The organism is Pseudomonas hydrolytica, assembly GCF_021495345.1.
GTDB lineage: Bacteria > Pseudomonadota > Gammaproteobacteria > Pseudomonadales > Pseudomonadaceae > Aquipseudomonas > Aquipseudomonas hydrolytica.
On sequence record NZ_CP099397.1, the window covers coordinates 2519403 to 2540691 of the forward strand.

Annotated in this window: 28 protein-coding genes; 13 read left to right on the forward strand and 15 right to left on the reverse strand. The window is 56.2% G+C overall.

Features of this window, described 5'->3' with window-relative positions; translation table 11 throughout:
* Position 1: 1 nt before the first annotated feature.
* The 9 genes from L1F06_RS11660 to L1F06_RS11700 all read right to left on the reverse strand — a co-directional run bounded on the left by L1F06_RS11660 (position 2) and on the right by L1F06_RS11700 (position 6561).
* Positions 2-478 carry an arsenate reductase ArsC gene (locus L1F06_RS11660; protein WP_129482703.1) on the reverse strand — a complete coding sequence of 159 codons (477 nt, stop codon included), beginning with the start codon at positions 476-478 and terminating at the stop codon, positions 2-4.
* A 21-nt stretch (positions 479-499) separates the two neighbouring features.
* On the reverse strand, positions 500-856 hold the full coding sequence (locus L1F06_RS11665) for a metalloregulator ArsR/SmtB family transcription factor (protein ID WP_129482704.1): 357 nt from the start codon (positions 854-856) through the stop codon (positions 500-502).
* Between the two features lie 7 nt (positions 857-863).
* Positions 864-1277 carry an arsenate reductase ArsC gene (locus tag L1F06_RS11670; RefSeq protein ID WP_129482705.1) on the reverse strand — a complete coding sequence of 138 codons (414 nt, stop codon included), beginning with the start codon at positions 1275-1277 and terminating at the stop codon, positions 864-866.
* A 113-nt stretch (positions 1278-1390) separates the two neighbouring features.
* Positions 1391-1852 (reverse strand): methyltransferase family protein, encoded by a 462-nt coding sequence (locus L1F06_RS11675; protein ID WP_129482706.1) that lies wholly within the window; start codon positions 1850-1852, stop codon positions 1391-1393.
* A gap of 4 nt (positions 1853-1856) precedes the next feature.
* The gene (locus L1F06_RS11680; protein ID WP_129482707.1) at positions 1857-2540 is read right to left on the reverse strand and encodes a DsbA family protein; all 684 of its coding nucleotides are present in this window, start codon (positions 2538-2540) and stop codon (positions 1857-1859) included.
* On the reverse strand, positions 2540-2971 hold the full coding sequence (locus L1F06_RS11685; protein WP_129482708.1) for a disulfide bond formation protein B: 432 nt from the start codon (positions 2969-2971) through the stop codon (positions 2540-2542). Before L1F06_RS11685 ends, L1F06_RS11680 begins: the two co-directional genes overlap by 1 nt.
* 37 nt (positions 2972-3008) lie before the next feature.
* The gene (locus L1F06_RS11690) at positions 3009-3902 is read right to left on the reverse strand and encodes a cation efflux transmembrane domain-containing protein (protein WP_129482709.1); all 894 of its coding nucleotides are present in this window, start codon (positions 3900-3902) and stop codon (positions 3009-3011) included.
* Between the two features lie 563 nt (positions 3903-4465).
* Positions 4466-5881 (reverse strand): heavy metal sensor histidine kinase, encoded by a 1416-nt coding sequence (locus L1F06_RS11695; RefSeq protein ID WP_177491138.1) that lies wholly within the window; start codon positions 5879-5881, stop codon positions 4466-4468.
* A gap of 2 nt (positions 5882-5883) precedes the next feature.
* The gene (locus L1F06_RS11700; protein WP_129482711.1) at positions 5884-6561 is read right to left on the reverse strand and encodes a heavy metal response regulator transcription factor; all 678 of its coding nucleotides are present in this window, start codon (positions 6559-6561) and stop codon (positions 5884-5886) included.
* A gap of 207 nt (positions 6562-6768) precedes the next feature.
* On the opposite strand from L1F06_RS11700, the gene L1F06_RS11705 reads away from it, so the two are divergent.
* The 7 genes from L1F06_RS11705 to L1F06_RS11735 all read left to right on the forward strand — a co-directional run bounded on the left by L1F06_RS11705 (position 6769) and on the right by L1F06_RS11735 (position 12268).
* A complete protein-coding gene (locus L1F06_RS11705; protein WP_009394801.1) occupies positions 6769-7128 on the forward strand; it encodes a co-regulatory protein PtrA N-terminal domain-containing protein in 360 nt (119 codons plus the stop codon).
* A gap of 167 nt (positions 7129-7295) precedes the next feature.
* Positions 7296-7853, forward strand: a complete 558-nt coding sequence (locus L1F06_RS11710) for a cupredoxin domain-containing protein (protein WP_129482712.1) — start codon at positions 7296-7298, stop codon at positions 7851-7853.
* A 147-nt stretch (positions 7854-8000) separates the two neighbouring features.
* On the forward strand, positions 8001-8534 hold the full coding sequence (locus tag L1F06_RS11715; RefSeq protein WP_129482713.1) for a cupredoxin domain-containing protein: 534 nt from the start codon (positions 8001-8003) through the stop codon (positions 8532-8534).
* 79 nt (positions 8535-8613) lie between these two features.
* Positions 8614-8862 carry a DUF2933 domain-containing protein gene (locus L1F06_RS11720; protein WP_129482714.1) on the forward strand — a complete coding sequence of 83 codons (249 nt, stop codon included), beginning with the start codon at positions 8614-8616 and terminating at the stop codon, positions 8860-8862.
* Positions 8863-8867: 5 nt separating this feature from the next.
* Complete coding sequence (locus L1F06_RS11725) at positions 8868-11225, forward strand: heavy metal translocating P-type ATPase (RefSeq protein ID WP_129482715.1); 2358 nt, start codon at positions 8868-8870, stop codon at positions 11223-11225.
* 271 nt (positions 11226-11496) lie between these two features.
* Positions 11497-11826: a four-helix bundle copper-binding protein gene (locus tag L1F06_RS11730; RefSeq protein WP_129482716.1), complete on the forward strand. Its 330-nt coding sequence runs from the start codon at positions 11497-11499 to the stop codon at positions 11824-11826.
* Positions 11827-12067: 241 nt separating this feature from the next.
* Positions 12068-12268, forward strand: a complete 201-nt coding sequence (locus L1F06_RS11735) for a heavy-metal-associated domain-containing protein (RefSeq protein WP_129482717.1) — start codon at positions 12068-12070, stop codon at positions 12266-12268.
* Positions 12269-12287: 19 nt separating this feature from the next.
* Here L1F06_RS11735 and L1F06_RS11740 read toward each other — a convergent pair whose 3' ends face one another.
* From L1F06_RS11740 to bufA2, 4 genes are read right to left on the reverse strand one after another with little or no spacing between them, the layout of a single operon-like run.
* On the reverse strand, positions 12288-12602 hold the full coding sequence (locus L1F06_RS11740; protein WP_129482718.1) for a hypothetical protein: 315 nt from the start codon (positions 12600-12602) through the stop codon (positions 12288-12290).
* 49 nt (positions 12603-12651) lie between these two features.
* On the reverse strand, positions 12652-13446 hold the full coding sequence (locus L1F06_RS11745) for an HvfC/BufC N-terminal domain-containing protein (RefSeq protein WP_129482719.1): 795 nt from the start codon (positions 13444-13446) through the stop codon (positions 12652-12654).
* Positions 13443-14279 carry an MNIO family bufferin maturase gene (gene bufB / locus L1F06_RS11750; RefSeq protein ID WP_129482720.1) on the reverse strand — a complete coding sequence of 279 codons (837 nt, stop codon included), beginning with the start codon at positions 14277-14279 and terminating at the stop codon, positions 13443-13445. The genes L1F06_RS11745 and bufB overlap by 4 nt, the downstream gene beginning before the upstream one ends.
* Positions 14280-14323: 44 nt before the next feature.
* The gene (gene bufA2, locus L1F06_RS11755; protein ID WP_003460126.1) at positions 14324-14584 is read right to left on the reverse strand and encodes a BufA2 family periplasmic bufferin-type metallophore; all 261 of its coding nucleotides are present in this window, start codon (positions 14582-14584) and stop codon (positions 14324-14326) included.
* A 283-nt stretch (positions 14585-14867) separates the two neighbouring features.
* Between bufA2 and L1F06_RS11760 the strand changes: the two genes are divergently transcribed.
* From L1F06_RS11760 to L1F06_RS11785, 6 genes are all read left to right on the forward strand, one after another.
* A complete protein-coding gene (locus L1F06_RS11760; RefSeq protein ID WP_004374659.1) occupies positions 14868-15074 on the forward strand; it encodes a co-regulatory protein PtrA N-terminal domain-containing protein in 207 nt (68 codons plus the stop codon).
* A 189-nt stretch (positions 15075-15263) separates the two neighbouring features.
* Positions 15264-17078 (forward strand): copper resistance system multicopper oxidase, encoded by a 1815-nt coding sequence (locus L1F06_RS11765; RefSeq protein WP_129482721.1) that lies wholly within the window; start codon positions 15264-15266, stop codon positions 17076-17078.
* Positions 17079-17090: 12 nt separating this feature from the next.
* Positions 17091-17405, forward strand: a complete 315-nt coding sequence (locus L1F06_RS11770; RefSeq protein WP_129482722.1) for a hypothetical protein — start codon at positions 17091-17093, stop codon at positions 17403-17405.
* On the forward strand, positions 17395-18486 hold the full coding sequence (locus L1F06_RS11775; protein ID WP_129482723.1) for a copper resistance protein B: 1092 nt from the start codon (positions 17395-17397) through the stop codon (positions 18484-18486). The genes L1F06_RS11770 and L1F06_RS11775 overlap by 11 nt, the downstream gene beginning before the upstream one ends.
* Before the next feature lie 9 nt (positions 18487-18495).
* Positions 18496-19338 (forward strand): c-type cytochrome, encoded by an 843-nt coding sequence (locus L1F06_RS11780; protein WP_129482724.1) that lies wholly within the window; start codon positions 18496-18498, stop codon positions 19336-19338.
* Positions 19328-19771 (forward strand): DUF411 domain-containing protein, encoded by a 444-nt coding sequence (locus L1F06_RS11785; RefSeq protein ID WP_129482725.1) that lies wholly within the window; start codon positions 19328-19330, stop codon positions 19769-19771. The genes L1F06_RS11780 and L1F06_RS11785 overlap by 11 nt, the downstream gene beginning before the upstream one ends.
* 136 nt (positions 19772-19907) lie before the next feature.
* Here L1F06_RS11785 and L1F06_RS11790 read toward each other — a convergent pair whose 3' ends face one another.
* Positions 19908-20360 carry a DUF305 domain-containing protein gene (locus L1F06_RS11790; protein ID WP_129482726.1) on the reverse strand — a complete coding sequence of 151 codons (453 nt, stop codon included), beginning with the start codon at positions 20358-20360 and terminating at the stop codon, positions 19908-19910.
* A 464-nt stretch (positions 20361-20824) separates the two neighbouring features.
* Positions 20825-21157 (reverse strand): DUF2790 domain-containing protein, encoded by a 333-nt coding sequence (locus L1F06_RS11795; RefSeq protein ID WP_129482727.1) that lies wholly within the window; start codon positions 21155-21157, stop codon positions 20825-20827.
* Positions 21158-21289: the final 132 nt, after the last annotated feature.

Consider the following 21289-nt stretch of genomic DNA (forward strand, 5'->3'; position numbering starts at 1 on the left):
CTCAAGCTCCCAGGGTGCCGATCAGTGCCAGCTCGGCCTTGAGCTGCTCTGGGCTCAGGCGCTCGAACGGCAATGCGAGAAAGGCCTGAACGCGTGTGCGGATGGTTGTCAGGGTGTGGTCGAAGGCTGCCTCAATTTGCTCTGCGCTACCGTCCATCTCGGACGGATCGACCAGCCCCCAGTGCGACTTGATCGCTGGGCCGAAGAACACCGGGCAGGCCTCTCCTGCTGCCTTGTCGCAGACCGTAATGACGAAATCCGGGGACAGCTGCGCATGCACATCGCTGGACTTGCTGAAGAGTCCGTCGGTGCCGATGTCAGCCCGCTGCAAAGCCTGCAGGCTCAGTGGATTCACTTCCCCCTTGGGCTGGCTGCCGGCACTGAATGCCTGCATGCCCGCCGGAGCGAGGTGGTTGAACAGAGCCTCCGACAAGATGCTGCGGCAGCTGTTGGCGGCGCAAAGAAACAGAACTTTCATCACTCATCCCACCATCAGGGCTCAGCAGCAGCTTGCTGCACGCTCTGGGCGATCCCCCATTTGCTGCAAACGTTGGGCGTCATCACCCAGCAGACTGTGGTTCGCCGCGTGCGTGGTCTGGAGGATCTGCACGACCCACTCAGGCAGTTCAGGGTGTAGGCGGTAGTACACCCATTGGCCTTGGCGGCGATCCTCAAGCAGCCCGCAGGTACGCAGCTGGGCCAGGTGGCGAGAAATCTTGGGCTGGCTCTCATCGAGCGCGCAGGTCAGCTCGCACACGCAGAGCTCGCCCTCTTGCACGATCAGCATCATGGCGCGGACACGCGTCTCGTCAGCCAGGCATTTGAAAACGGTGGTGGGAGTTAGGGACTCAGCCATAGCGACCTCAGCGTTTGGTTTTCACCAGGACGAACATCTTGATGCGCTCATGGATCTCATGAAGCGTGTGGCGGAATGCTTCCGGCTTGGTGCTCGTAACCGGGTCTTCAAAGTTCCACGCGAGAACCTCGCCAGCACTAGGAAGCGCCTGGCACTCCAGCGCCGACTTGTCGCACAGGGTGATGACATAGTCGAAGCGCTTGCCCTCGAACCCATCGATGGACTTACTGCGCAGGCCCTCAGTACTCACACCCAGGTGCTCCAATGCCTCGATGGTCCGCTGATCAACACCACCTGGGTCGGTGCCCGCACTGAATGCCTCGAAATGCTCGGAATCGGTATGCCGCAGGAGCGCCTCGGCCAGCTGAGACCGGGCGGCATTAGCGACGCACACGAACAGCACACTGCTTTTGTTGGTCATCGGCCACATCTCATAATATTCGCTTAATCGAATATATGAATTTCCATATTAGTTGTAAAGCTAGATGGGACGAACTGGACTGTTGGGCTAAAAACTTCGATTAGCGAGCTGGCTCAAAGCCAGCGCCGTGCCTTTGAGCAGTAGCGGACGAACTCCTCGCCAAAAAGCAACCTCAGTGCCCGCTCCTCGGGATCAATCTGGAAGCGGTTCATGTACATCACGAAGGCGACCACACCGAGCAGTGTGAATGGCGAGGCTAGCATCAGCGACCAAGCCACCAGAGCAGTGGCGAAGCCCAGATACATCGGGTTGCGGGTGTGCTGGTAGATGCCGCCATCGACCAAGGCAGAGGCCTTCTCCGGGCGTAGCGGGTTGACCGTGGTAGAAGCGCGTTGGAAGGACAGCACTCCGGCAAGGCACACGCCCAGCCCCAGCAATAACACGGGCAGCGAGATGGCCACGCGCAAGCCAAGCGTCAGATCAAAGCTTGGCAAGTAGCAATCGGCTCCCCCCATCAGAACTCCGATGAGGGTTGCGACCAAGGGCGGTGGAATACGATTTTCCAGCACACCCATGGCGTCACTTCCTTACCTTGGCGACTTCGCTACCCACTAATTGGCGCAGTGGTTCGAGGCCAAACTCGTCCAGCGGGCGGCCATTGACGAAGAAAGTCGGTGTGCCCTGAACACCCACCGCCTTAACGTCCTGCATGTCTATCTTAAGTACGGCATCGACAGCGGGTGTGTTCATGTCCGCACGAGCTTTCTCCACATTCAGGCCGACTCGTTCGGCGACGATCCAGGCCTCTTGGGCTTTGGGGTCGTCGTGCCAGCCCGGCTGGGCTTCTAGCACGGCCTCCAGCACCTGCGGATATAGGTTCTGTTTACGCGAGGCCTCCAACAGGCGTGCCACCTCCTCAGATGCTTGGTGGAACAGCACATAGCGCAGCACCAAGCGCACTTCGGCGGGGTTCTCGGCGAGGATTTTTTTCACATGCGGGTAGAAGGCGCGACATGCCTCACACGACGGGTCGAAGAACTCAACGATGGTCACCGGGGCTTTGGCTGGGCCGAACACCGGCGAGTGGAAACGGACTAGGTTGCTACTGTCTGAGGTGGCTTCCGTTGCCGCTTGCGCTGGCGCGGTTGCCTGGGGCTGCTGCGATGTCTGGGACGATTTCGATGGCACGTACAGGTATGCAGCGGCAGCAAAGGCGGCCAGGATCACCACGCAGATGATCAGGACCAGAGGGCGGCGGTTCATTAAATGGTTCTCCGACGGATGATGATGAGTAGGACGGCGATCAGGGCAAAGGCCAACAGGGCTAGCACCGGCAAAGGCATGCCGCCAAAGATGGTCATGTCAGATCCTGAGCAAGACGGGCCGGTAGCCGTGCACGGCTGAATCGGCTGGGGAATCAACCCTGCATAAAGCAGCGTATGGGCCAAGGCCAGTGCTGCGCCGATGGCGGCCAGCGGCAAGGCATAGCGCCAGATAGCGAAGTCTGAGTGGTAGCAGGCGATAGCCAGAATTACCGCTAGTGGGAACATGAAGGCACGCTGGAACCAGCACAGCACGCATGGCGCCTGCCCCATTACTTCGCCGATGAACAGCGCGGAGAGGGTCGACACCAGAGCTACTAGCCAGGCGATCAGCAGCAGATTCCAGCTGCCGGTGGAGGGTTGAAGGCTCATCGTAATTGCCTTATGACGCCGCGGGCGACGTTGCTGATTAGCCTTTCAGAGCCAATATGCGACGCGCTCCATTCAGTACGAAGAGCCCTACGACAGTACCAATGACCAAGTCTGGGTAGGGAGAACCTGTCCATGCAACCAGTGCCGCTGCAGCGATCACACCGATATTTGCGAGCACATCGTTGGCTGAGAAGATCCAGCTCGCTTTCATGTGGGCACCACCTTCGCGGTGGCCATAGATCAGCAAGAGGCAGCTGACGTTTGCCGCCAGTGCAACTATGCCTACCCCCAACATCAGCATCGACTCAGGCTCGCTTCCGTAGAGGATGCGCCGAACCACTTCCCCTAGTACGCCCAGAGCCAATACGATTTGAAGGAAGCCTGCCAGATGAGCTGCACGTACTTGCAGCTGTACGCTACGACCGACCGCGTAGAGAGCCAGTCCGTACACGGCTGCATCAGCAAACATGTCCAGAGAGTCGGCAACCAAACCAGCCGACTGAGCGATTAACCCAGCGGTCATCTCGGTGACAAACATCGCACCATTGATGCCGAGCAGGATTTTCAGCGTACTGGCCTCTTTCGTGGCAGTTAGCTCTTCACTGGCACTGTTGGCCGCGACAGACTCCCGGCTAGCCGGTTGAATGTCTAGCAGCATTGCTCCCAGACCTAGCGACTCCAGCTTGCTGGCAAGCTGCTCAACCGAACCGTCATGAAACGCGCGGACCTGCCTGTTGGCCAGATCGAAGGACAACGAATGAAGCTCAGGCAAGCCATTCAGTGCTAACCGAATCATCCGCTCTTCGGAAGGGCAATCCATCTTGGGCACGGAAAAAGTGCTGATCCAGCTTCCTTCAGCCACAGACATTGTTGCGGTTTCAGGGGGGGGCGAAGCAGAACCGCAGCCACAGGACTTCTCACAAGTGCTCATGACCCGCATTTCCTATTGAATTTGAACCTGCCGAATTAAAAACCCTGTAGCAGCTACAGGGTCAAGGGTGGATATACCCAGCACGCTGAGGCTTCTCCAATTCACCCTACTCATTTTTTGTTGGTAGCATCTCTTGGTGGTGCTCCAAAGAAGCTTCAGCATCCATGCAGAGCAGGTCATGCTCATGCTAGACACCGATGCAAATACTCAATCAGATAAATCTGGCAATGCAGATACCCCGCGAAATCATCTGAATCGATAATCTTTGCCGCCATGCGCCACGCCTCGCGAATGAGCACCAGGTAGCCCAGCATGTGATGGCCAGACTTCGGTATAAGCCTCGATGATTGATGGCTCTTAGCGCTACTGGAGCAGGGGCGCCATTCGAGCATTGGATTGGATTGGCGAGGCAAGCGCGGGGGATGCCGTTACGAAACTTCATAAGCTATTACCCGAGAGCGAATGGGGGCTCTAGTGTCAGCTCACCGCTCGTTGCCTATCTGGATGGCGAATGCAATCTGCGCTTAGTCGAACTGCACCTGCACCCACTCGGTCAAGTTGGGCTAGCGGTTGGCAGTAGCCGACTTACCGCCAGGCCGACAACATTGGTGATGGGGGAATTCGATGTGAAAGCCCGTGACACCCGCCGCTGAAGTACACCAGATGCGGCCTTTGTGAGCCTCAATGATGGAGCGGGTGATGGCAAGACCGAGCCCGGCGTTGCTCGGGCTGCCCTCCCGCCGAGCGGGGTCAACCCGGTAAAAGCGGTCGAAGAGTTTCTCTAGATGCTCCGAGCTGATTGTGTTACCTGGGTTCTCGATGCTGAAGATAGTTGAGTCCGCTGTCTGGCGGATCAGAACCGAAATTGTCTTTCCCGCCGGCGTGTAACGCAGCGCATTGGACAGCAAGTTGGACAGCGCTCGATCAAGCATCAGCCGATCTCCTAGCACTTGGCCTTTCCCTGTGAGCGATAGTTCAATGTCGCGCTCTTCTGCCAGGAGGTGGTAGTAGTCGAACAGTTTGAAGACTACGTCGGCCAGTTCGATCCTGGCCTGCTCTGGGATGATCAGGCCATTATCAGCCTTGGCCAAGAACAGCATGTCATCGATCATGCGAGACATGCGCTTCAAGTCCTCCAGGTTCGAGTACAGATTCTCTTCATAGGCATTGATATCGCGTTTCTTGCTCAGCACGACCTCGGTGTGGGTCATCAGGTTGCTAACGGGCGTGCGTAGCTCGTGGGCAATGTCGGCCGAAAAATTGGAGAGCCTAACGAAGGCATCCTCTAGCCGAGCCAACATCGCATTGAAGGATAGAACCAGTTGCTGAAGTTCCCGCGGCACTGGTTCTAGAGGGATTCGTTCCTGTAACGAGCGAGCGGACATCCCGGAGGCTACATCAGTGACTTGCCGCAGGGGCCTAAGACCACTGCGAGCAACCACCCAGCCAAGCGCCGCACTGACCAAGGCACTGATGACCAATCCAATCCAGAACCATCGCTGCAGCGTGTCGAAAAAGTGCGTGTGATTGGTGACATCGAGAATCAGCAGAGCTGTAAGCGGTTCGGGTTGGTCAGTCACAGAGATTTGAGCCGTCATGCCCCGGTACATGTGCTCGTCTTTCTGCCACTCCCACATGCTCTGCTCATCGGCACGCCTGAAGCGTTCCGGCACTTCGACTGCTCTGGGGTCGGAAAAGAGCACTGCGCCGTCGCTGGCCAGGATGGTTGCGGCCAGATCCTGATGCGCCCCCAGTAAGGCTCGCAACTGCGGTAACTCCTCGGAGAGGCTAGCTCCGCTGCGAGCGTTGTTGAGAATGTGTTTGGCTGATTCGAGTTTTTCCACCAGGGCCTGCCGGTCCAGCATCTTGAAGTGGTGCTGGCTGAGCATGTTGAAGCTCAGCCCCGCTACTGTCAGGACTGCAATCACCGCGGACATGAACATCAAGCTCATCCGAGCGGTCAGCGAGAGGTGCTTCATATTCACTCCGGCGCATCCATCATGTACCCCATGCCGCGGGCGGTATGGATCAGCTTGAGATCAAAATCGTCATCGATCTTGGCGCGCAGCCGACGTACAGCGACCTCAATGACGTTGGTGTCGCTGTCGAAGTTCATGTCCCACACCTGCGAAGCAATCAGCGATTTCGGGAGCACTTCGCCGCGCCGGCGCAGTAGCAGTTCCAGCAGTGAAAACTCCTTCGCCGTCAGGTCAATTCTCTTCCCACCCCGGACAGCGCGCCGTTTCATCAGATCGACTTCCAGATCGGCAATTTTCATGGTGGTTTGCGTGGGTGAGCCATTGCCTCGGCGCAGCAGCGTTCTGACCCTGGCCAGAAGCTCTGAGAAAGCAAATGGCTTGATCAGGTAGTCATCCGCGCCCAGTTCCAACCCTTTAACGCGATCGTCCACACCATCGCGTGCGGTCAGGAACAGCACTGGGACGTCTTTTCCGGCGGCGCGCACCATGCGCAGCACTTCCCATCCGTCCAGCCCCGGCATCATCACATCCAGGATCAGCAGGTCATAGGGCTCGCTCAGCGCGTGCTGCAGGGCATCCGTACCTGTCATAACCCGGTCGACATTGAATCCCGCTTCGGTGAGGCCTTGCTGCAGATATGCACCGGTTTTGGGTTCATCTTCAGCTACCAGTAGTTTCATGCGAGCAGACTCCAAAAAACGGGTGGTCTGAGTTTGCAGGCAAACAGCGGCACCAACCAGAAGCTTACGAAAATGTAATTCTGGTTTCAGGTCGCTGACAGGGTGGCTTGTCTAGGGTGCAAGCATGAGCACTGGGTTGTGCTTTCGGCCCTCGACAGACCAAAAGCAGAGGTGCCGGCCATAGTTTTCACTGATGGAGACTGCCCCATGAAATCGCTGAAACCTTTGCTTCTGGTTGGTTCGCTACTGCTGTCTTCTATGGCTTGGGCCGAAGGGGGCAGCGATCGAGTATTCGAACGCATCCAGCAGATGCGCGACAAAGCAGAAGCCGTGCTGATCCAGGCGGAGAAGGCCCCGGTCGGCGAGCGGCATGTGCACATGAAGGAGCATATGAACATGCTCGAAGACATCATGAGCCAACTGCACAACGAACATCCCGCGCCAGACATGTCTGCCGAAGAGCATCTGGCCTGGATGGAAAAGCATGACAAGCTTGTAGACGACGTGCTGGGTCAAATGATTCGAGAGCACAAGCTGATGATGGCCGACAAGGAATGCCATCAGTAAAGATTTCCCCCATCTTCCAGGCCTTTCGTGATTGCTCCTTTGGCCTAGCGGCGCCTCTAAGGCGCCGTGCTTTTTCCCAGCTGACGCAATTGTAGTTTTGGGGTCAGCGGCCTGGCAGCAAGTGGGGAATAACATGAGATTTCCAGCGTCCATCACGAGGTCTCACCATGAAACGCATACCCCTTAAGCTGCTGATCAGCACTTTGTTTATCAGCACCACTTTTCCGGCATTTGCCGAGACCGGCGGCAGTAGCAATGGCATTGGGCAGCAGACCCAGGCGACGCCAGCAACTCGTACCATCTTCGTGAAGATGGACGACATCAGCTACAGCCAGAAAACGATCGATGTGAAACCGGGTGAAACCGTGCGCTTCATTTTGAAGAACGAGGGCGCGTTGATGCACGAGTTCAACATCGGGCAAGCCGCTTCCCAGCTGGAACACCAGCGCAAGATGGCGTCCTTGTTCAAGGACGGCACATTGACACCGACCGGCATGGCCGAACGCATTGTCTGGCATGAGCGTTATGGCACGGGAGACTCCAACCCTCCAGGCTATCCGGAAGTCATCAAAGCCAAGCATGACGATCCGAATGCTGTTTTCGTCGAGCCCGGCACAACTAAAGAGTTCGTGTGGACCTTCCCTCAGGCGGGTAGTTTGAGCTTCGCCTGTACATTGCCTGGGCATTACCAGGCGGGAATGGTCGGTGAGTTTGCTCTGCGTTAGCCCAGCACCGGTGCTACCCGTCGGCCGCGGGCTGGTTAGCACCGATCTGACAAACCTTACTGCAATGTAGTTTGCGCGTCAGCCTGCCGGCAGCGGCACTCAATCAGCATAGGGGCGCATATCTCCTAACTACCCCATAGGCACACCATGAAACTCATATCCCTTTCTTTGATCACCACCGTGGGTTTGCTGCTCGGCGCAGCCAACGCGATGGCCAGCCCGGGCCACAATAAAGACAGCATCGGGCAACTGGGAGACAGTCAGGCTGTAGATCGCACCATCGAAGTACGGATGGGGGACATCTTCTTCGAACCTAAAGCTATGGAGATCAAAGCAGGCGAGACGGTTCGCTTCGTACTGAAAAATGACGGTGCACTGCTACACGAATTCAATCTTGGAAAAGCGGCATCCCATGCCGCACATCAGAAAGAGATGGCTGCGATGTTTCAGAACGGCACGCTGTCCCCAACGGGGGCGCATGACATGAGCAATATGGGCCATGCCATGGGCGGCATGAAGATGGTTGGTATGGAACACGATGACCCCAACAGTGTTCTTGTCGGACCTGGAGCACGCGAAGAGTTGATCTGGACCTTCTCCGCCGCCACCGAACTGGAGTTCGCCTGCAATATTCCAGGACATTATCAGTCGGGAATGGTCGGTAAGGTGATCGTACGCTGACGTCTATTGATACTCGTCAACTCCGCCCAGTCTGGGACACCTATGCTGATCCAGCTGCCATTGAAACGAGGCTATTGTCATGGACCATACCCATCACACCAGTACCACTGAACCGCCTTTTTGGAAGAGCAAGATTGGCATTGCGCTGATCATGCTGGCCGTAATCGGCATCTTCTATGTGGCACGCGAGCATTACGGTCACATCTCACAGGCCCTGCCATACCTCATCTTGCTGCTATGCCCGCTTATGCACCTGTTTGGCCACAATCATGGCGGGCACTCCCACGCTAGCGGTGCCACGGTTTCTAAGGACGAAGATAGGAAATAAATCACATGCGAAATTCCTCCTGCCACGATCACGGACATGGGCACAACTCGCACGGTCAACCGGAAAGTCAACGCGATCCTGTGTGTGGCATGGAGGTGAAATCTGATAGCCCATATCGCGAGAGCGTTGAAGGGAAGACCTACCGATTCTGCAGTGCCAAATGCCTGCAGAAGTTTCAAGTTGATCCCCACTTGTACATGGGCAACTCGTCTCATGAAGCACATCAGCATACGAGTCAGCCCCCGATATCGGCACCAGAAGGAGCCGCATACACCTGTCCGATGCATCCTGAGATTCGCCAACCGACTCCTGGCAACTGCCCGATCTGTGGCATGACGCTGGAGCCTGTCATCCCGGAGCTGGAAGAGGAGGAAAACCCGGAGCTGAAGGACTTCGCTCGGCGATTCTGGTGGACCCTACCGCTGACCGTCATCGTGACCATGCTGGCGATGACCGGCCATTCCTTGCAACTGTTTCATGGCGCGACACAGAACTGGGTCGAGCTGGCTCTGGCGACGCCCGTGACGCTATGGGGTGGATGGGTGTTCTTCGCCCGCGGCATTGACTCCATCCGGCACCGCAGCCCCAACATGTGGACGCTGATCGGATTGGGAACTGCAGCTGCCTACCTCTACAGCGTGGCCGCTACCTTGGTTCCGCAGTGGTTTCCGGCGGACTTTGTCCAGGACGGACGTATCGGCGTCTATTTTGAAGCAGCCGCGGTGATTATCTCACTCACGCTGTTGGGCCAAATGCTCGAACTAAAGGCTCGCTCGCAGACGTCCGCAGCTATCAAATCGCTGCTGGGACTGGCACCAAAGACAGCGCGGCGCATCAGGCCCGATGGAGTAGAAGAGGACATTCCTCTAACTCATGTCCATCAGGGCGATCATCTGCGTGTCCGGCCAGGCGAGAAGGTTCCTGTAGATGGCACTGTGCTGGAGGGTGAGAGCGCAGTCGACGAATCGATGCTCACCGGCGAGCCAGTACCGGTTACCAAGCGGATAGGCGATGCCCTTATCGGTGCCACCCTGAACACCCACGGCAGTCTAGTGATGAAGGCGCAGAAAGTCGGTGCCGAAACCATGCTGTCGCAGATCGTGCAGATGGTGGCCAAGGCCCAGCGCTCCAAGGCCCCCATGCAGCGTATGGCTGATGCGGTGGCAGGGTATTTCGTGGTTGGGGTGATCCTGATCGCGGTCCTTACGTTCTTCGGCTGGGGGCTATTCGGGCCGGAATCAGGCTGGGTATTTGGCCTGATCAATGCGGTGGCGGTGCTAATCATTGCGTGTCCCTGCGCTCTGGGTCTGGCAACCCCGATGTCCGTCATGGTTGCGACTGGCAAGGCCGCTAGCAGCGGTGTGTTGTTCCGCGATGCCAGCGCCATCGAAAATCTATGCAAGATCGACACGCTCATCGTCGACAAGACTGGAACCCTGACTGAGGGGCGTCCCGTATTCCATAATGCGGAAGGGACAGGCGGTTACGACTCCAATGAAGTGCTGCGCCTGGCTGCTAGTCTCGACCAGGGTAGTGAGCACCCGCTGGCTCATGCCATCGTCCATCATGCGCGCGGTCAGGGCATTGCACTGGTCAAACCGGACACTTTCGAATCTGGCTCGGGTATTGGTGTGCGCGGCCAGGTCGATGACCATCAGCTTCAGCTCGGCAACACCGCACTGATGGACGAGGCGGGCGTCGATATTACCCCGCTGCGCAATCGCGCCGAGCAACTGCGTCTGGAAGGCATCAGCATCATCTATTTGGCCGTTGATGGTCGCCTGGCGGGACTCCTGGCCGTTTCCGATCCGATCAAGCCTACTTCTCAACAGGCTGTCTCCAAGCTTCAAAGCGAAGACGTAAAGGTCATCATGGCCACTGGTGATGGCCTCACCACAGCAAGAGCCGTGGCGAAGCAGCTCGGAATCGAGGAAGTGCATGGTGAGGTCAAACCGCAGGATAAGGAGAAACTGGTCGCCGATTTGCAGGGCTATGGCCGTCGTGTCGCCATGGCGGGTGACGGCATCAACGATGCGCCCGCCCTGGCTAGGTCTGACGTAGGTATCGCCATGGGCACCGGTACCGATGTGGCGATGAACAGCGCCCAAGTGACGCTGGTCAAGGGAGATCTGATGGGCATTCTGCGAGCGCGCACCCTGTCAGTGGCAACCGTGAAAAACATGAGGCAGAACCTCGCCTTTGCGTTCCTCTACAACGCGATGGGAATCCCGCTAGCAGCGGGGCTGCTGTACCCGCTGACGGGGCATCTTCTGTCGCCTTTGATTGCTGCGCTGGCGATGAGTGTCAGTTCGGCGTCGGTGGTATTCAACGCTCTACGACTGCGCCAGGCGCGCATTGAATAGCCTGCTTACACCTTAATGACTGGCAGAGGCCATGCTCTTATTGCTCACGGTCGGCTAGCGAAGCCGGCCTGCTATCAGCGGGTTGGACCGTAGGTGTCTCTGGATTATCCCACTTATGCGCCTAGGGCATGGGAAGAGCATTACAGGATTGTAATTAAATTGATCGAAACGCGTTCGACGGGAGCATGTCGTATTTTTTGTGCTTGCTGAAAGCCGATGAGGCAGGAGTTCTTCAGCTAGCTAGACGACATATAATTATCTGGAGAGCGCAATGAAAAATTCAATGTTTGCTTCTTGTATTCAAGCCTGCTCGAACTGTGCCATGGTTTGCGAAACGTGTGCCTCTGCTTGTCTGCGTGAGGACGACTTAAAAATGATGGCTCGATGCATCGAACTCGACCGCGACTGCGCGAACATATGCGCACTGGCTGCTACCTTGATGAGCCGTGAGAGTGAGTACGCTAAAGAGTTCTGTGCTTTTTGTGCAAAGATCTGCCGCGCATGCGGGGAAGAGTGCGCAAAACATCAAGCGGATCATTGCCAAAAGTGCAGCAAAGCATGCGTAGAATGCGCGGAGAAATGTGAGCAAATGGCAGCATAACATTAATAATATACTGCTCTGGCATAGGCACGGATTTATGCCAGAGCAGTTTAAAATCATCCAATGCTTAATGTTTGGCGCACAACACTTATTGGAAGTGCGTACCATTGAAACCTTTAACGTAAAATTTTTGATAATGACAAAGCTCTACCGGCAAACGGTAATAACTTGACCTTACCAATGCGGGAAGGTTGATGCTTGTCGTAGGGCCATCCTGGTCGTTCAATCAGAGAGGTGAGACATGTTTATCCTGAAGGTTACCGGAATGGGTTGTGGCAGTTGCGTCAGCAAAATCACGAAGGCCATCCAGACGCTGGATCAGGACGCACGCGTAGAGGTGGATCGGGCGGCCGGCAAGGTCACTGTAGAGAGCACAGAAAGTGCCGAATCGATCCGCGAGCTGATCCAGGAGCTTGGTTATGCGGCCCAGGTCAGCGCTTGAGCACTGGCCTGCCGACCGACTAAATCTCCAGTTCTGAGAGCTCTTTCAGCCCGTGGATACTGGTGACCTCGTTAGTAATATCTTCTTCCCCATCTCGGCCGCGAAGCCAGTTTGAGTGATCGCCTGGCTCGCGCATTTCCAGCGTGTCATAGGAGTAGCGCTTTCGCTTGAACAGGCTTTTCAATGCGGCGAACTCGTGGCTTTTCTCGTCTTCTATTCCGACGACTTTTCCTACAAGCGCTTCCCAATGACCGACGCCGTCGGCCAGCATCGCCTGGTAAGTCTCTGGGTCCAGCAAGGCTTGCTGTTTGAAATGAATGATGCGGTGTGTCATAGACGCGCTCGGAGTGGCCAAAGAGAAGTCGCTAGCCTATAGGTCCGGGTCATTCGTGAATAGTTGCCCTGAGCTTTAGCAAACCTTCGTTGACCCACAATTTCAACCAAGTTGCGGCCTGCAGGGGGGCTTGCTTTCCATGTGTTGCGCTCAATGACTCGCAGAGTTCGGCGAACGATCCACCCTCGACGAAAAACCGCAATGCAGACGCCTCTTCTGGCTCCAGGCTTCGGTACTGGCATATGAGGTTATGACGCCAGACCAGACAGTCTCGATTCCCGGCTGGTTGGGTGGCAACGGGAAGCAGATCCCCAGACTTGGCAGCCTTCCACAGCGCCAGGGTGTTGTACTGCAATCGCAGCCATCTGGCAGATGGAGTCAGGGAAACCCTGAATGAAACCCAGTCTTCAGCCGAAAACTCACTGATGGCCTGCAGTGAAAGCGCTTCGACGTCCTGAGCATCGAAAGCCAGTGTAAAAGCCCACTCAAGCTCCGCGAGTTCGCGAATCGGTGAAAGTTGAGGTTCCGCAATGTAGCTGCCAATAAACTCGGGCAGCTTCTCACCAAGCCAGCGAATGCTGAAATGCCGTGATGGCCAGGCGGTGAAATAGGCCAGTGCGAGTTGCTCGAACGACTCTTCTCCCAGCCATTGCTGCAGCGCCGGGAAATCCTCGCGCAGCACCGCCAGCAGGCGCGAGCGATAGGCGTTATGGTAGATCTGCAGGCCTTCGAGAGCACTCAGCGCTGTGCTACCTCGGATCTGCTCCAAAAGCTCGTTGGAGGGCAGGGCACTGTCACCTGTCAGGTAAGTTTCAAATGCAGTCTGTACGGCGATCAGGCTCAAGGGGTGGCCCCCGATATCACAGATTTGGCGATAGCACGGGCATGTGCTAATTCGGACAACAGCTCTTCCAGCGGCGGAAACTGGTCATCCCGCTCGATCAAGGTCGATGTCGGGCCCAAGTAGCTCAAAGTCTTGCTGTAGAGAGACCAAACCGGATCAGCGATGGGCTGATCATGGGTGTCGATGAGGTATTGCCCGTAATCGCTGTGCCCGGCCAGGTGAATTTGCCGAATCCGCTCCTGCGGCAGCTCCGTGATGAACTGCCAAGGGTCGAAACCCTGGTTTCGCGAACTGACGTAGACATTGTTCACGTCGAGAAGCAGCTCGCACCCGGTCAGGTAACTAAGCTCCGAGAGGAACTGAGACTCGCTCATGCTGGATGTTGTCCACTGCACGTAGGAGGAAACGTTCTCCAGCACGATGGGACGCTCCAAAACATCCTGCACCAGGCGCACCCGGGCCGCGACATGCAGCAGGCTCTCCTTGGTAAACGGCAGCGGCAGCAGATCGTGAAGTTGATGGGCGTTGCCTCGACTCCAGCACAGGTGATCAGACACCCACTGAGGCTGCACCCGATCCGCCAGCTGCTTGAGCTGTCGTAGGTAGTCTATGTCCAAGGCATGTGAGCCGCCAATCGAAAGAGATACTCCGTGCATCACCAGGGGGTAGTGCTCGCCGATCGCATCAAGGAAGTAGAGAGCCTTGCCGCCCTCCACCAGGTAATTCTCGGAAATGATCTCGAACCAGTCGACCGCAGGCCGTTCCTCCAGGATCTGCCGGTAATACTCGTTACGAAGGCCAAGACCGAAACCCAGAGTTTTGCGCTTACTCATTCGAGACTCCAGCAGGGGAGTGGCATGCACTCCCCTGAACCGCCTTATTCGCTGGTTTTGCCACCGGCTTCGTCACATTTGGTCTGGGTCATCAACTTGAACCCTTGGCCTTTGCATTCGCCTTGGCCTTTGCAGTCGTTTTTCGCGGTCATGCAGTCGTTCTGCCCTTTGCAACCATTGATCCCGAAGCACTTCACTTCTGCTGCTTTGGTTTCCTGAGCAGCCTGGACGGGCAGGGTGGAGAACAGGCTGGCGGCCACCAGAGCCAAGGCGGCACCGGTAGCTACGTTGGATTTGTTCGACATAGTGGCTATCTCTCTTGATTGTTTGATGGTCGCGATCCGTCGGTGCGAATGAACGAGTTAGCTCAGGCATTGCTACCGATCAGGCCCATGGAATCCGCAAGGCTGCGCGGGCAGGAAGACAGTACCGAGCCTTCAAGAGGGCCTACAAGAAAGAAATAGCAAACTGACAGAACTGTAATGTTCGGATCAGGTTGCTGACAGGGCGTCGTGGTTAACGTAGCAGCGAGCTTAACGCTCGTCCCCACTAGTTACAGGGGCTTCTAAACTTCTGAGGATTAACGAAATGAAATCGATCAAAACCCTGTTTGTAGTTGCTGCCCTGAGTGTTTCCAGCCTGGCGATGGCCGAAGGCGGTGCTGATCGCACGTTTGCACGCATGGAACAAGCCCGCCAGGTCTCGCTGGAAGCCTATCAGTTGGCCAAGCAGCAGAACGATGAAGCTCCTGTCGCCGGCAGCCAAGCCAAACAGGCGGAACACGCCAGCTGCTGAGCCCCCTCAACCTTACAGAAATGTAATCACCCGGATGGTTGAGATATGGCAGTTTCATACTGCTTGGTGTCAGGGGGAACTTGCGCAGCACGCAAGGCTTGAAGATCAAATCTCCCGACACTGGAGCAGTCAATGAACCCGAGACCGGATGCATATCACCGGCTCATCTGACGGATTGGACATAACGGCATGCAAAGCAAAACCACAAGACGTACTTTCGTCAAAGGCCTCGCCGCCGCCGGTATTCTCGGCGGCATGGGCATGTGGCGCACGCCGGTCTGGGCGGTAACCAGCCCAGGTCAGCCGAACGTGCTGAGCGGTAACGATTTCGACCTGTTTATCGGAGAGACTCCGGTAAACATCACCGGCGCAGCGCGTACCGCCATGACGATCAATGGCTCGCTGCCAGGCCCAATCCTGCGCTGGCGGGAGGGCGAGACCGTGACGTTGCGCGTACGCAACCGCCTCAAGGAGGACACGTCCATTCACTGGCACGGCATTATCCTGCCGGCGAACATGGATGGCGTTCCGGGCCTGAGCTTCCATGGCATCGCCCCCGACGGCATGTATGAGTACAAGTTCAAGGTCAACCAGAACGGCACCTACTGGTATCACAGCCACTCGGGGCTCCAGGAGCAAGTCGGCGTATACGGCGCGCTGGTCATCGACGCCAAGGAACCCGAGCCCTTCAGTTACGACCGTGATTATGTCGTGCTGCTGAGCGACTGGACCGATGAAAATCCAGCGCGGGTACTGGCCAAGCTCAAAAAGCAGTCGGACTACTACAACTACCACAAGCGCACCGTTGGTGATTTCATCAATGACGTGAGCGAGATGGGGTGGTCCGCTGCGGTAGCCGATCGCAAGATGTGGGCCGAGATGAAGATGAGCCCGACGGATCTCGCTGACGTCAGTGGCTACACCTACACCTACCTGATGAATGGCCAGGCACCTGATGGCAACTGGACCGGCATATTCAAACCGGGCGAAAAGATCCGCCTGCGCTTCATCAACGCCTCGGCGATGACCTATTTCGATGTGCGCATCCCGGGCCTGAAGATGACTGTGGTTGCGGCCGATGGTCTGCACGTCAAACCGGTCAGCGTCGACGAGTTCCGTATCGCCGTGGCCGAGACCTACGACGTGATCGTCGAACCAGACAGCGAACAGGCCTATACCGTGTTTGCCCAATCCATGGATCGCACTGGCTATGCGCGCGGCACCCTTGCTGTACAGGAGGGGTTGAGTGCACCGGTACCCAGCCCCGACCCGCGTCCGCTGATTGCCATGGGCGACATGGGTATGGATCACGGCAGCATGGGCGGCATGGATCACGGGAACATGGCCGGAATGGACCACGGCAGTATGGCGGGCATGGATCATGGGAGCATGCAGGGTGGCATGGCCGGCATGGATCACAGCCAGATGGCTGGAATGGATCATTCGGGCATGGCAGGCATGGCAGGCATGGCAGGTGCGATGCAGGCACACCCAGCCTCAGAGACCAACAACCCGCTGGTCGATATGCAGACCATGACACCGACGCACAAGTTGGACGACCCAGGTATTGGTTTGCGAGACAACGGCCGACGCGTCCTTACGTACTCTGACCTGCGCAGCACCTTCCTCGACCCGGATGGTCGCGAACCAAGTCGCACCATCGAGCTGCACCTTACCGGGCACATGGAGAAATTCTCCTGGTCCTTCGATGGCATCAAGTTCTCTGACGCCGAGCCTCTGCGCCTCAAGTACGGCGAGCGTGTTCGCATCACGCTGGTCAACGACACCATGATGACTCATCCGATCCATCTTCATGGCATGTGGAGCGACCTGGAGGATGCGAACGGCAATTTCTTGGTGCGAAAACACACCATCGACATGCCGCCAGGTTCCAAGCGCAGCTATCGAGTGACTGCCGATGCGTTGGGGCGATGGGCCTATCACTGCCACCTGCTGCTCCACATGGAAATGGGCATGTTCCGTGAAGTTCGTGTGGATGAGTAAAGGAGATTTCTGATGAGCACTTTTATGAAGCGAAATGCCCTGACTGGCAGCGCAGTCATGTTTAGCTTATTGGCTGCCCTGCACGCACCGGTTTCGTTGGCAGGTGAGGGGCACAGTGAGCACGAACAACATGCTGCCGAGTCGGCTGCGCCCAAGACCGCCAGTGGCAAGCATGCAGATCAGTCGAAGGATAAGGCGGCTGGCCAGCAGATGGATCATGGCGCCATGGATCACGGAGACATGAAGCATGACAGCATGAATCACGAAAACATGATGGATAAGCATGGCGGCACCGAAGCCGAAGCAGGTTCGAACCATGACCACTAAGTTTTCACGTCCATCTCTCTTGGCGCTGGCTGTGTCGCTGAGTGCGTTCAGCGGCGGCGTTACCTTGGCTGCGGAAGAAATGGATCATTCGGCAATGGGGCACGGCGCCATGTCGATGGACCATAGCCAGATGAACCACGGCGCTACCAAAGCGCCGATGGAGGGCATGGATCACAGCAAGATGGACCATGGTGCCATGCAGGGTGCTTCGGGCAGCATGGATCATAGCCAGATGGGCCACAGCCAGAGCCAAGATAAGGCTCCAGTCATGGACCACAGCAAGATGAACCATGGCGCCATGCAAGGGCAGATGGACGGCATGGATCATTCAAAGATGAACCATGGCTCCACTGAAGCTCCAAGAACCACCAGCCGTACGCCGATACCCGTTCTGACGGATGCTGATCGCCAAGCGGCTTTTCCGCCTCTACCTGGCCATAAGGTGCACGACAGCGCCATCAACAGCTTTTTCTTGCTCGATCAGCTCGAATACCAGGATGCAGATGAGGGCAGCACCCTGGCCTGGGATGCGTCGGGCTGGGTAGGCGGTGACATCAACCGAGTCTGGTTCCGCTCCGAAGGCGAGCGTACCAACGGCGTGACTGAGGATGCGGAGTTGCAGTTGCTGTACGGCCGCTCGATCGGCCCTTGGTGGGACGTCGTCGCGGGAGTTCGTCAGGACTTCAAACCCGAGTCGCCGCAGACCTGGGCCGCCTTCGGTGTTCAGGGCATGGCGCTTTACGCCTTCGAGGCCGAAGCCACCGCCTTCGTGGGCGAGAATGGCCAGACCGCTGCCCGACTGGAGGGCGAGTACGACATTCTGCTGACCAACCGACTGATACTCCAGCCAATTGCCGAAATGAACTTCTACGGCAAGAACGATCCTGAGCGTGGTGTCGGATCGGGGTTGGCCAATACCGAGCTCGGCTTGCGTCTGCGTTACGAGATTGTCAGGCAGTTTGCCCCCTATGTCGGGGTCTCCTGGAGCCGCTCCTATGGCAACACGGCAGACATGGTTCGCGACGAGGGCGGTGATGTAGACGAGGCGCGTTTTGTCGCCGGTATCCGGATGTGGTTTTGAGAACCTGACATGAAAAGAACAATTAAAACTTTGGTGGCGGCTGGCGTAGTCGGTAGCACAGCTGTCCTGGCCGGCGCCTACTTTGGCGTGGTCAACGTCGGGGCCGACGACCCGCATTTTCCTGCAGTGCACGCCTTCTTATCGATGGCCCGTGACCGCTCTATCGAGGTTCGCTCGCGGGACATCGAGGTGCCCAACCTCGATGATCAAGCTCTTATTCGCGCCGGTGCGGGTAACTACAACTCGATGTGCATTGGCTGCCACTTGGCGCCAGGTGTGGCGGAGACCGAGTTGAGCCAATCGCTTTATCCTGCGCCCCCCAACCTCGCCAAGATCGGTGTCGATGGCAATCCCGCTGCTACTTTCTGGGTGATCAAGCACGGCATCAAGGCAACGGGTATGCCTGCGTGGGGCAAGAGCATGGGCGATCAGTACATCTGGGGCATGGTCGCCTTCCTCAACCAGCTGCCGACGATGGATGCCAAGCAGTACCAAACACTCGTCGCATCCAGCGGTGGCCATCAGCATGGTGGCGGGGAAACGCAGATGCACAACCATGAAGGGCAGCATGGCGACAACAAGCCTGGGCATCATGGTAATAGCGGCGGTGGCGAAGACCATCATGGCCCAGGTGATGCCGGAGAGCCTGGTCATCACGATGCCGCAGCTACGGGTCACGAAGGTGGCTCCGCGTCTGAAGCTGATCACCACTCAAATATGAATGGCGATGACCACCATGCTGGAGATGAGGCGTCCTCAAACGGAGGCGATCATCACTCCGAGAAGGCTCCGAATGCCTCACCCAAGACCCACACCCACTCCGATGGCAAAGAGCACGTTCATGAAAGCTAAATATCTGGCCCTACTGGCCGCTCTATCCGCCACATCTGCGGTTCAAGCAGCTGATGCCCTGACGATTGATGTCCATCGTGATGCCAATTGTGGGTGTTGCAAGAAGTGGATCTCGCACCTCGAAGCGAATGGCTTCAAAGTCGTCGACCATGTCGAAAGCAACATGACAGCAGTGAAGCAACACCTGGGCGTCGCGCCACGGTTGGCGTCTTGCCACACGGCGGTGATTGACGGCAAGTTCGTCGAAGGTCATGTACCGGCTGCTCAGGTCCTCGAACTCAGCAAGCGCAATGATCTGGTTGGTATCGCTGTTCCTGGAATGCCGGCGGGCTCCCCCGGCATGGAAGTCGGTGGCGTACAGCATGCTTACCAGGTTATTGGGTTGACAAAGGCGGGAACAGACCAAGTAATTGAGGATTATTTTCCTCGGTAGAAACTTTATCAAATAAATAGCCGCTTGCGCACGTCCAGTGCCCAGGCGGCTTTAGTGTCTTACTCTACATTCTGACGTCTATAATTTTAATCAACTCATATATCCGTTCAGCTTTCGCCTCCTCAATACCATTAGCTTAATTTCGTTCCAAATCATCAATTAATTGTTTCATCTCCGCAATCTCCCGTCGCTGTGCCTTGATAATTTCATCTGCCAACTGCCGAACGCGCGGATCATTTATTTGCGCTCGCTCGCTGGTCATGATGGCAATAGAGTGGTGCGGGATCATGGCTTTCATATAGTCGGTATCATCTATTGTTACTTGGCTGCGCACAACCCAAAGCGCCACAGCAAAAAGAACGGCACTTGACAATAATATAACTATATTTACACTCCGCACCGTATACATTTTAAGCATGAACAGAAGCATTACTATGGTCATGATAGATCCCATTATCAACGCCATCCAGACGCGAGTCTCGCTCCACATTACATGCTCAAGTGCGTAGGAGTTCAGATACATAGCCCCATACATCACTACTGTCGAGGTAGAAATCATGGCGGCAAAGCGCAAGTAAGACATATGCATAACATTAAGCCTTTTTTGTAATGAAGAAAATCAGCCAATCTTTTGGCTCACGGACCAAGAATGTGGCTCAGTTGAATGGACAATTTCTTGTGGATGGGAGTTCGAGTTATTTTTGCGGGTACAATCCGTGGATGCATGCGCATCGACACCGAAGCCTTTGGTGCCCTCGATGAAGCTAGACTTTGAATCGTTCTATCACGCCGTTGCTTTCGATCAATCCCTCGCCTTTCTCGTCGGCGGCCATTGCAGCTTGCCCGGTACTGATACTTAGACAGATCAGAGAAAGTCAAAACAGGGCCTTGTTGTTCATAAATGCTCCTGATGTTATTGGCAGTTTCATTGTGTTGTTGGACATATGCGCCAAGCGCGCCGGCATAGCCGAGCGCGCTTTTGTCATATTTCCACATACCAAATAACGTCAGGGTGACCTGGAAATTACATTTCCGTCAGCGCGATGTCATTTATTAGTTCTGGTTCCGGCAGCCTGTCCCGGCTACCCGGTATTCCAGAATATTCAGATTGCCGTTGGAATCCTCGTATGTCATCTGGGCCGGCATCACGCCACAGCTCGCATCCGTAGGGGTGCTGGCTACGACCTTGGCGATGTCAAGCTTCATGCCATAGCGGTAGTGAACGACTTCGGGACGATTCTTCCCGTTAGTCGCAGCATACTCTTGCATGGCCTGTTCATTGGCTTGAATCATCCGACCATAAACACGATCAGCGCCACCTTCTGCAATGGCTGCAGAAGAAATAGCCATAATTGTAAATGCGGCAACAGCGTTGAGGGTTTTCATATTCAATCACTCCTTCCAAGTAGTAATTTGAATATACCCTCGTAACCTGTCACAAAAATGAAGTCAAAATTACATCGTCGTAATGCTGTTTGTGCTGCTACTCAGGTGAGCCGCACTTGGTGTGCGGCTCAC

Excerpts from the sequence above, each read along its gene's own strand:
- L1F06_RS11775 (WP_129482723.1), top strand. The coding sequence starts at position 17,395 with ATGACCACTAAGTTTTCACGTCCATCTCTCTTGGCGCTGGCTGTGTCG.
- L1F06_RS11660 (WP_129482703.1), bottom strand. The coding sequence starts at position 478 with ATGAAAGTTCTGTTTCTTTGCGCCGCCAACAGCTGCCGCAGCATCTTG.
- L1F06_RS11695 (WP_177491138.1), bottom strand. The coding sequence starts at position 5,881 with ATGAAGCACCTCTCGCTGACCGCTCGGATGAGCTTGATGTTCATGTCC.
- L1F06_RS11790 (WP_129482726.1), bottom strand. The coding sequence starts at position 20,360 with ATGCATATGTCTTACTTGCGCTTTGCCGCCATGATTTCTACCTCGACA.
- L1F06_RS11700 (WP_129482711.1), bottom strand. The coding sequence starts at position 6,561 with ATGAAACTACTGGTAGCTGAAGATGAACCCAAAACCGGTGCATATCTG.
- L1F06_RS11675 (WP_129482706.1), bottom strand. The coding sequence starts at position 1,852 with ATGGGTGTGCTGGAAAATCGTATTCCACCGCCCTTGGTCGCAACCCTC.
- L1F06_RS11765 (WP_129482721.1), top strand. The coding sequence starts at position 15,264 with ATGCAAAGCAAAACCACAAGACGTACTTTCGTCAAAGGCCTCGCCGCC.
- bufA2 (WP_003460126.1), bottom strand. The coding sequence starts at position 14,584 with ATGTCGAACAAATCCAACGTAGCTACCGGTGCCGCCTTGGCTCTGGTG.
- L1F06_RS11690 (WP_129482709.1), bottom strand. The coding sequence starts at position 3,902 with ATGAGCACTTGTGAGAAGTCCTGTGGCTGCGGTTCTGCTTCGCCCCCC.
- L1F06_RS11680 (WP_129482707.1), bottom strand. The coding sequence starts at position 2,540 with ATGAACCGCCGCCCTCTGGTCCTGATCATCTGCGTGGTGATCCTGGCC.
- L1F06_RS11785 (WP_129482725.1), top strand. The coding sequence starts at position 19,328 with ATGAAAGCTAAATATCTGGCCCTACTGGCCGCTCTATCCGCCACATCT.
- L1F06_RS11780 (WP_129482724.1), top strand. The coding sequence starts at position 18,496 with ATGAAAAGAACAATTAAAACTTTGGTGGCGGCTGGCGTAGTCGGTAGC.
- L1F06_RS11710 (WP_129482712.1), top strand. The coding sequence starts at position 7,296 with ATGAAACGCATACCCCTTAAGCTGCTGATCAGCACTTTGTTTATCAGC.
- L1F06_RS11720 (WP_129482714.1), top strand. The coding sequence starts at position 8,614 with ATGGACCATACCCATCACACCAGTACCACTGAACCGCCTTTTTGGAAG.
- L1F06_RS11735 (WP_129482717.1), top strand. The coding sequence starts at position 12,068 with ATGTTTATCCTGAAGGTTACCGGAATGGGTTGTGGCAGTTGCGTCAGC.
- L1F06_RS11770 (WP_129482722.1), top strand. The coding sequence starts at position 17,091 with ATGAGCACTTTTATGAAGCGAAATGCCCTGACTGGCAGCGCAGTCATG.
- L1F06_RS11705 (WP_009394801.1), top strand. The coding sequence starts at position 6,769 with ATGAAATCGCTGAAACCTTTGCTTCTGGTTGGTTCGCTACTGCTGTCT.
- L1F06_RS11670 (WP_129482705.1), bottom strand. The coding sequence starts at position 1,277 with ATGACCAACAAAAGCAGTGTGCTGTTCGTGTGCGTCGCTAATGCCGCC.
- L1F06_RS11685 (WP_129482708.1), bottom strand. The coding sequence starts at position 2,971 with ATGAGCCTTCAACCCTCCACCGGCAGCTGGAATCTGCTGCTGATCGCC.
- L1F06_RS11715 (WP_129482713.1), top strand. The coding sequence starts at position 8,001 with ATGAAACTCATATCCCTTTCTTTGATCACCACCGTGGGTTTGCTGCTC.
- L1F06_RS11665 (WP_129482704.1), bottom strand. The coding sequence starts at position 856 with ATGGCTGAGTCCCTAACTCCCACCACCGTTTTCAAATGCCTGGCTGAC.
- L1F06_RS11725 (WP_129482715.1), top strand. The coding sequence starts at position 8,868 with ATGCGAAATTCCTCCTGCCACGATCACGGACATGGGCACAACTCGCAC.
- L1F06_RS11795 (WP_129482727.1), bottom strand. The coding sequence starts at position 21,157 with ATGAAAACCCTCAACGCTGTTGCCGCATTTACAATTATGGCTATTTCT.
- L1F06_RS11730 (WP_129482716.1), top strand. The coding sequence starts at position 11,497 with ATGAAAAATTCAATGTTTGCTTCTTGTATTCAAGCCTGCTCGAACTGT.
- L1F06_RS11760 (WP_004374659.1), top strand. The coding sequence starts at position 14,868 with ATGAAATCGATCAAAACCCTGTTTGTAGTTGCTGCCCTGAGTGTTTCC.
- bufB (WP_129482720.1), bottom strand. The coding sequence starts at position 14,279 with ATGAGTAAGCGCAAAACTCTGGGTTTCGGTCTTGGCCTTCGTAACGAG.
- L1F06_RS11740 (WP_129482718.1), bottom strand. The coding sequence starts at position 12,602 with ATGACACACCGCATCATTCATTTCAAACAGCAAGCCTTGCTGGACCCA.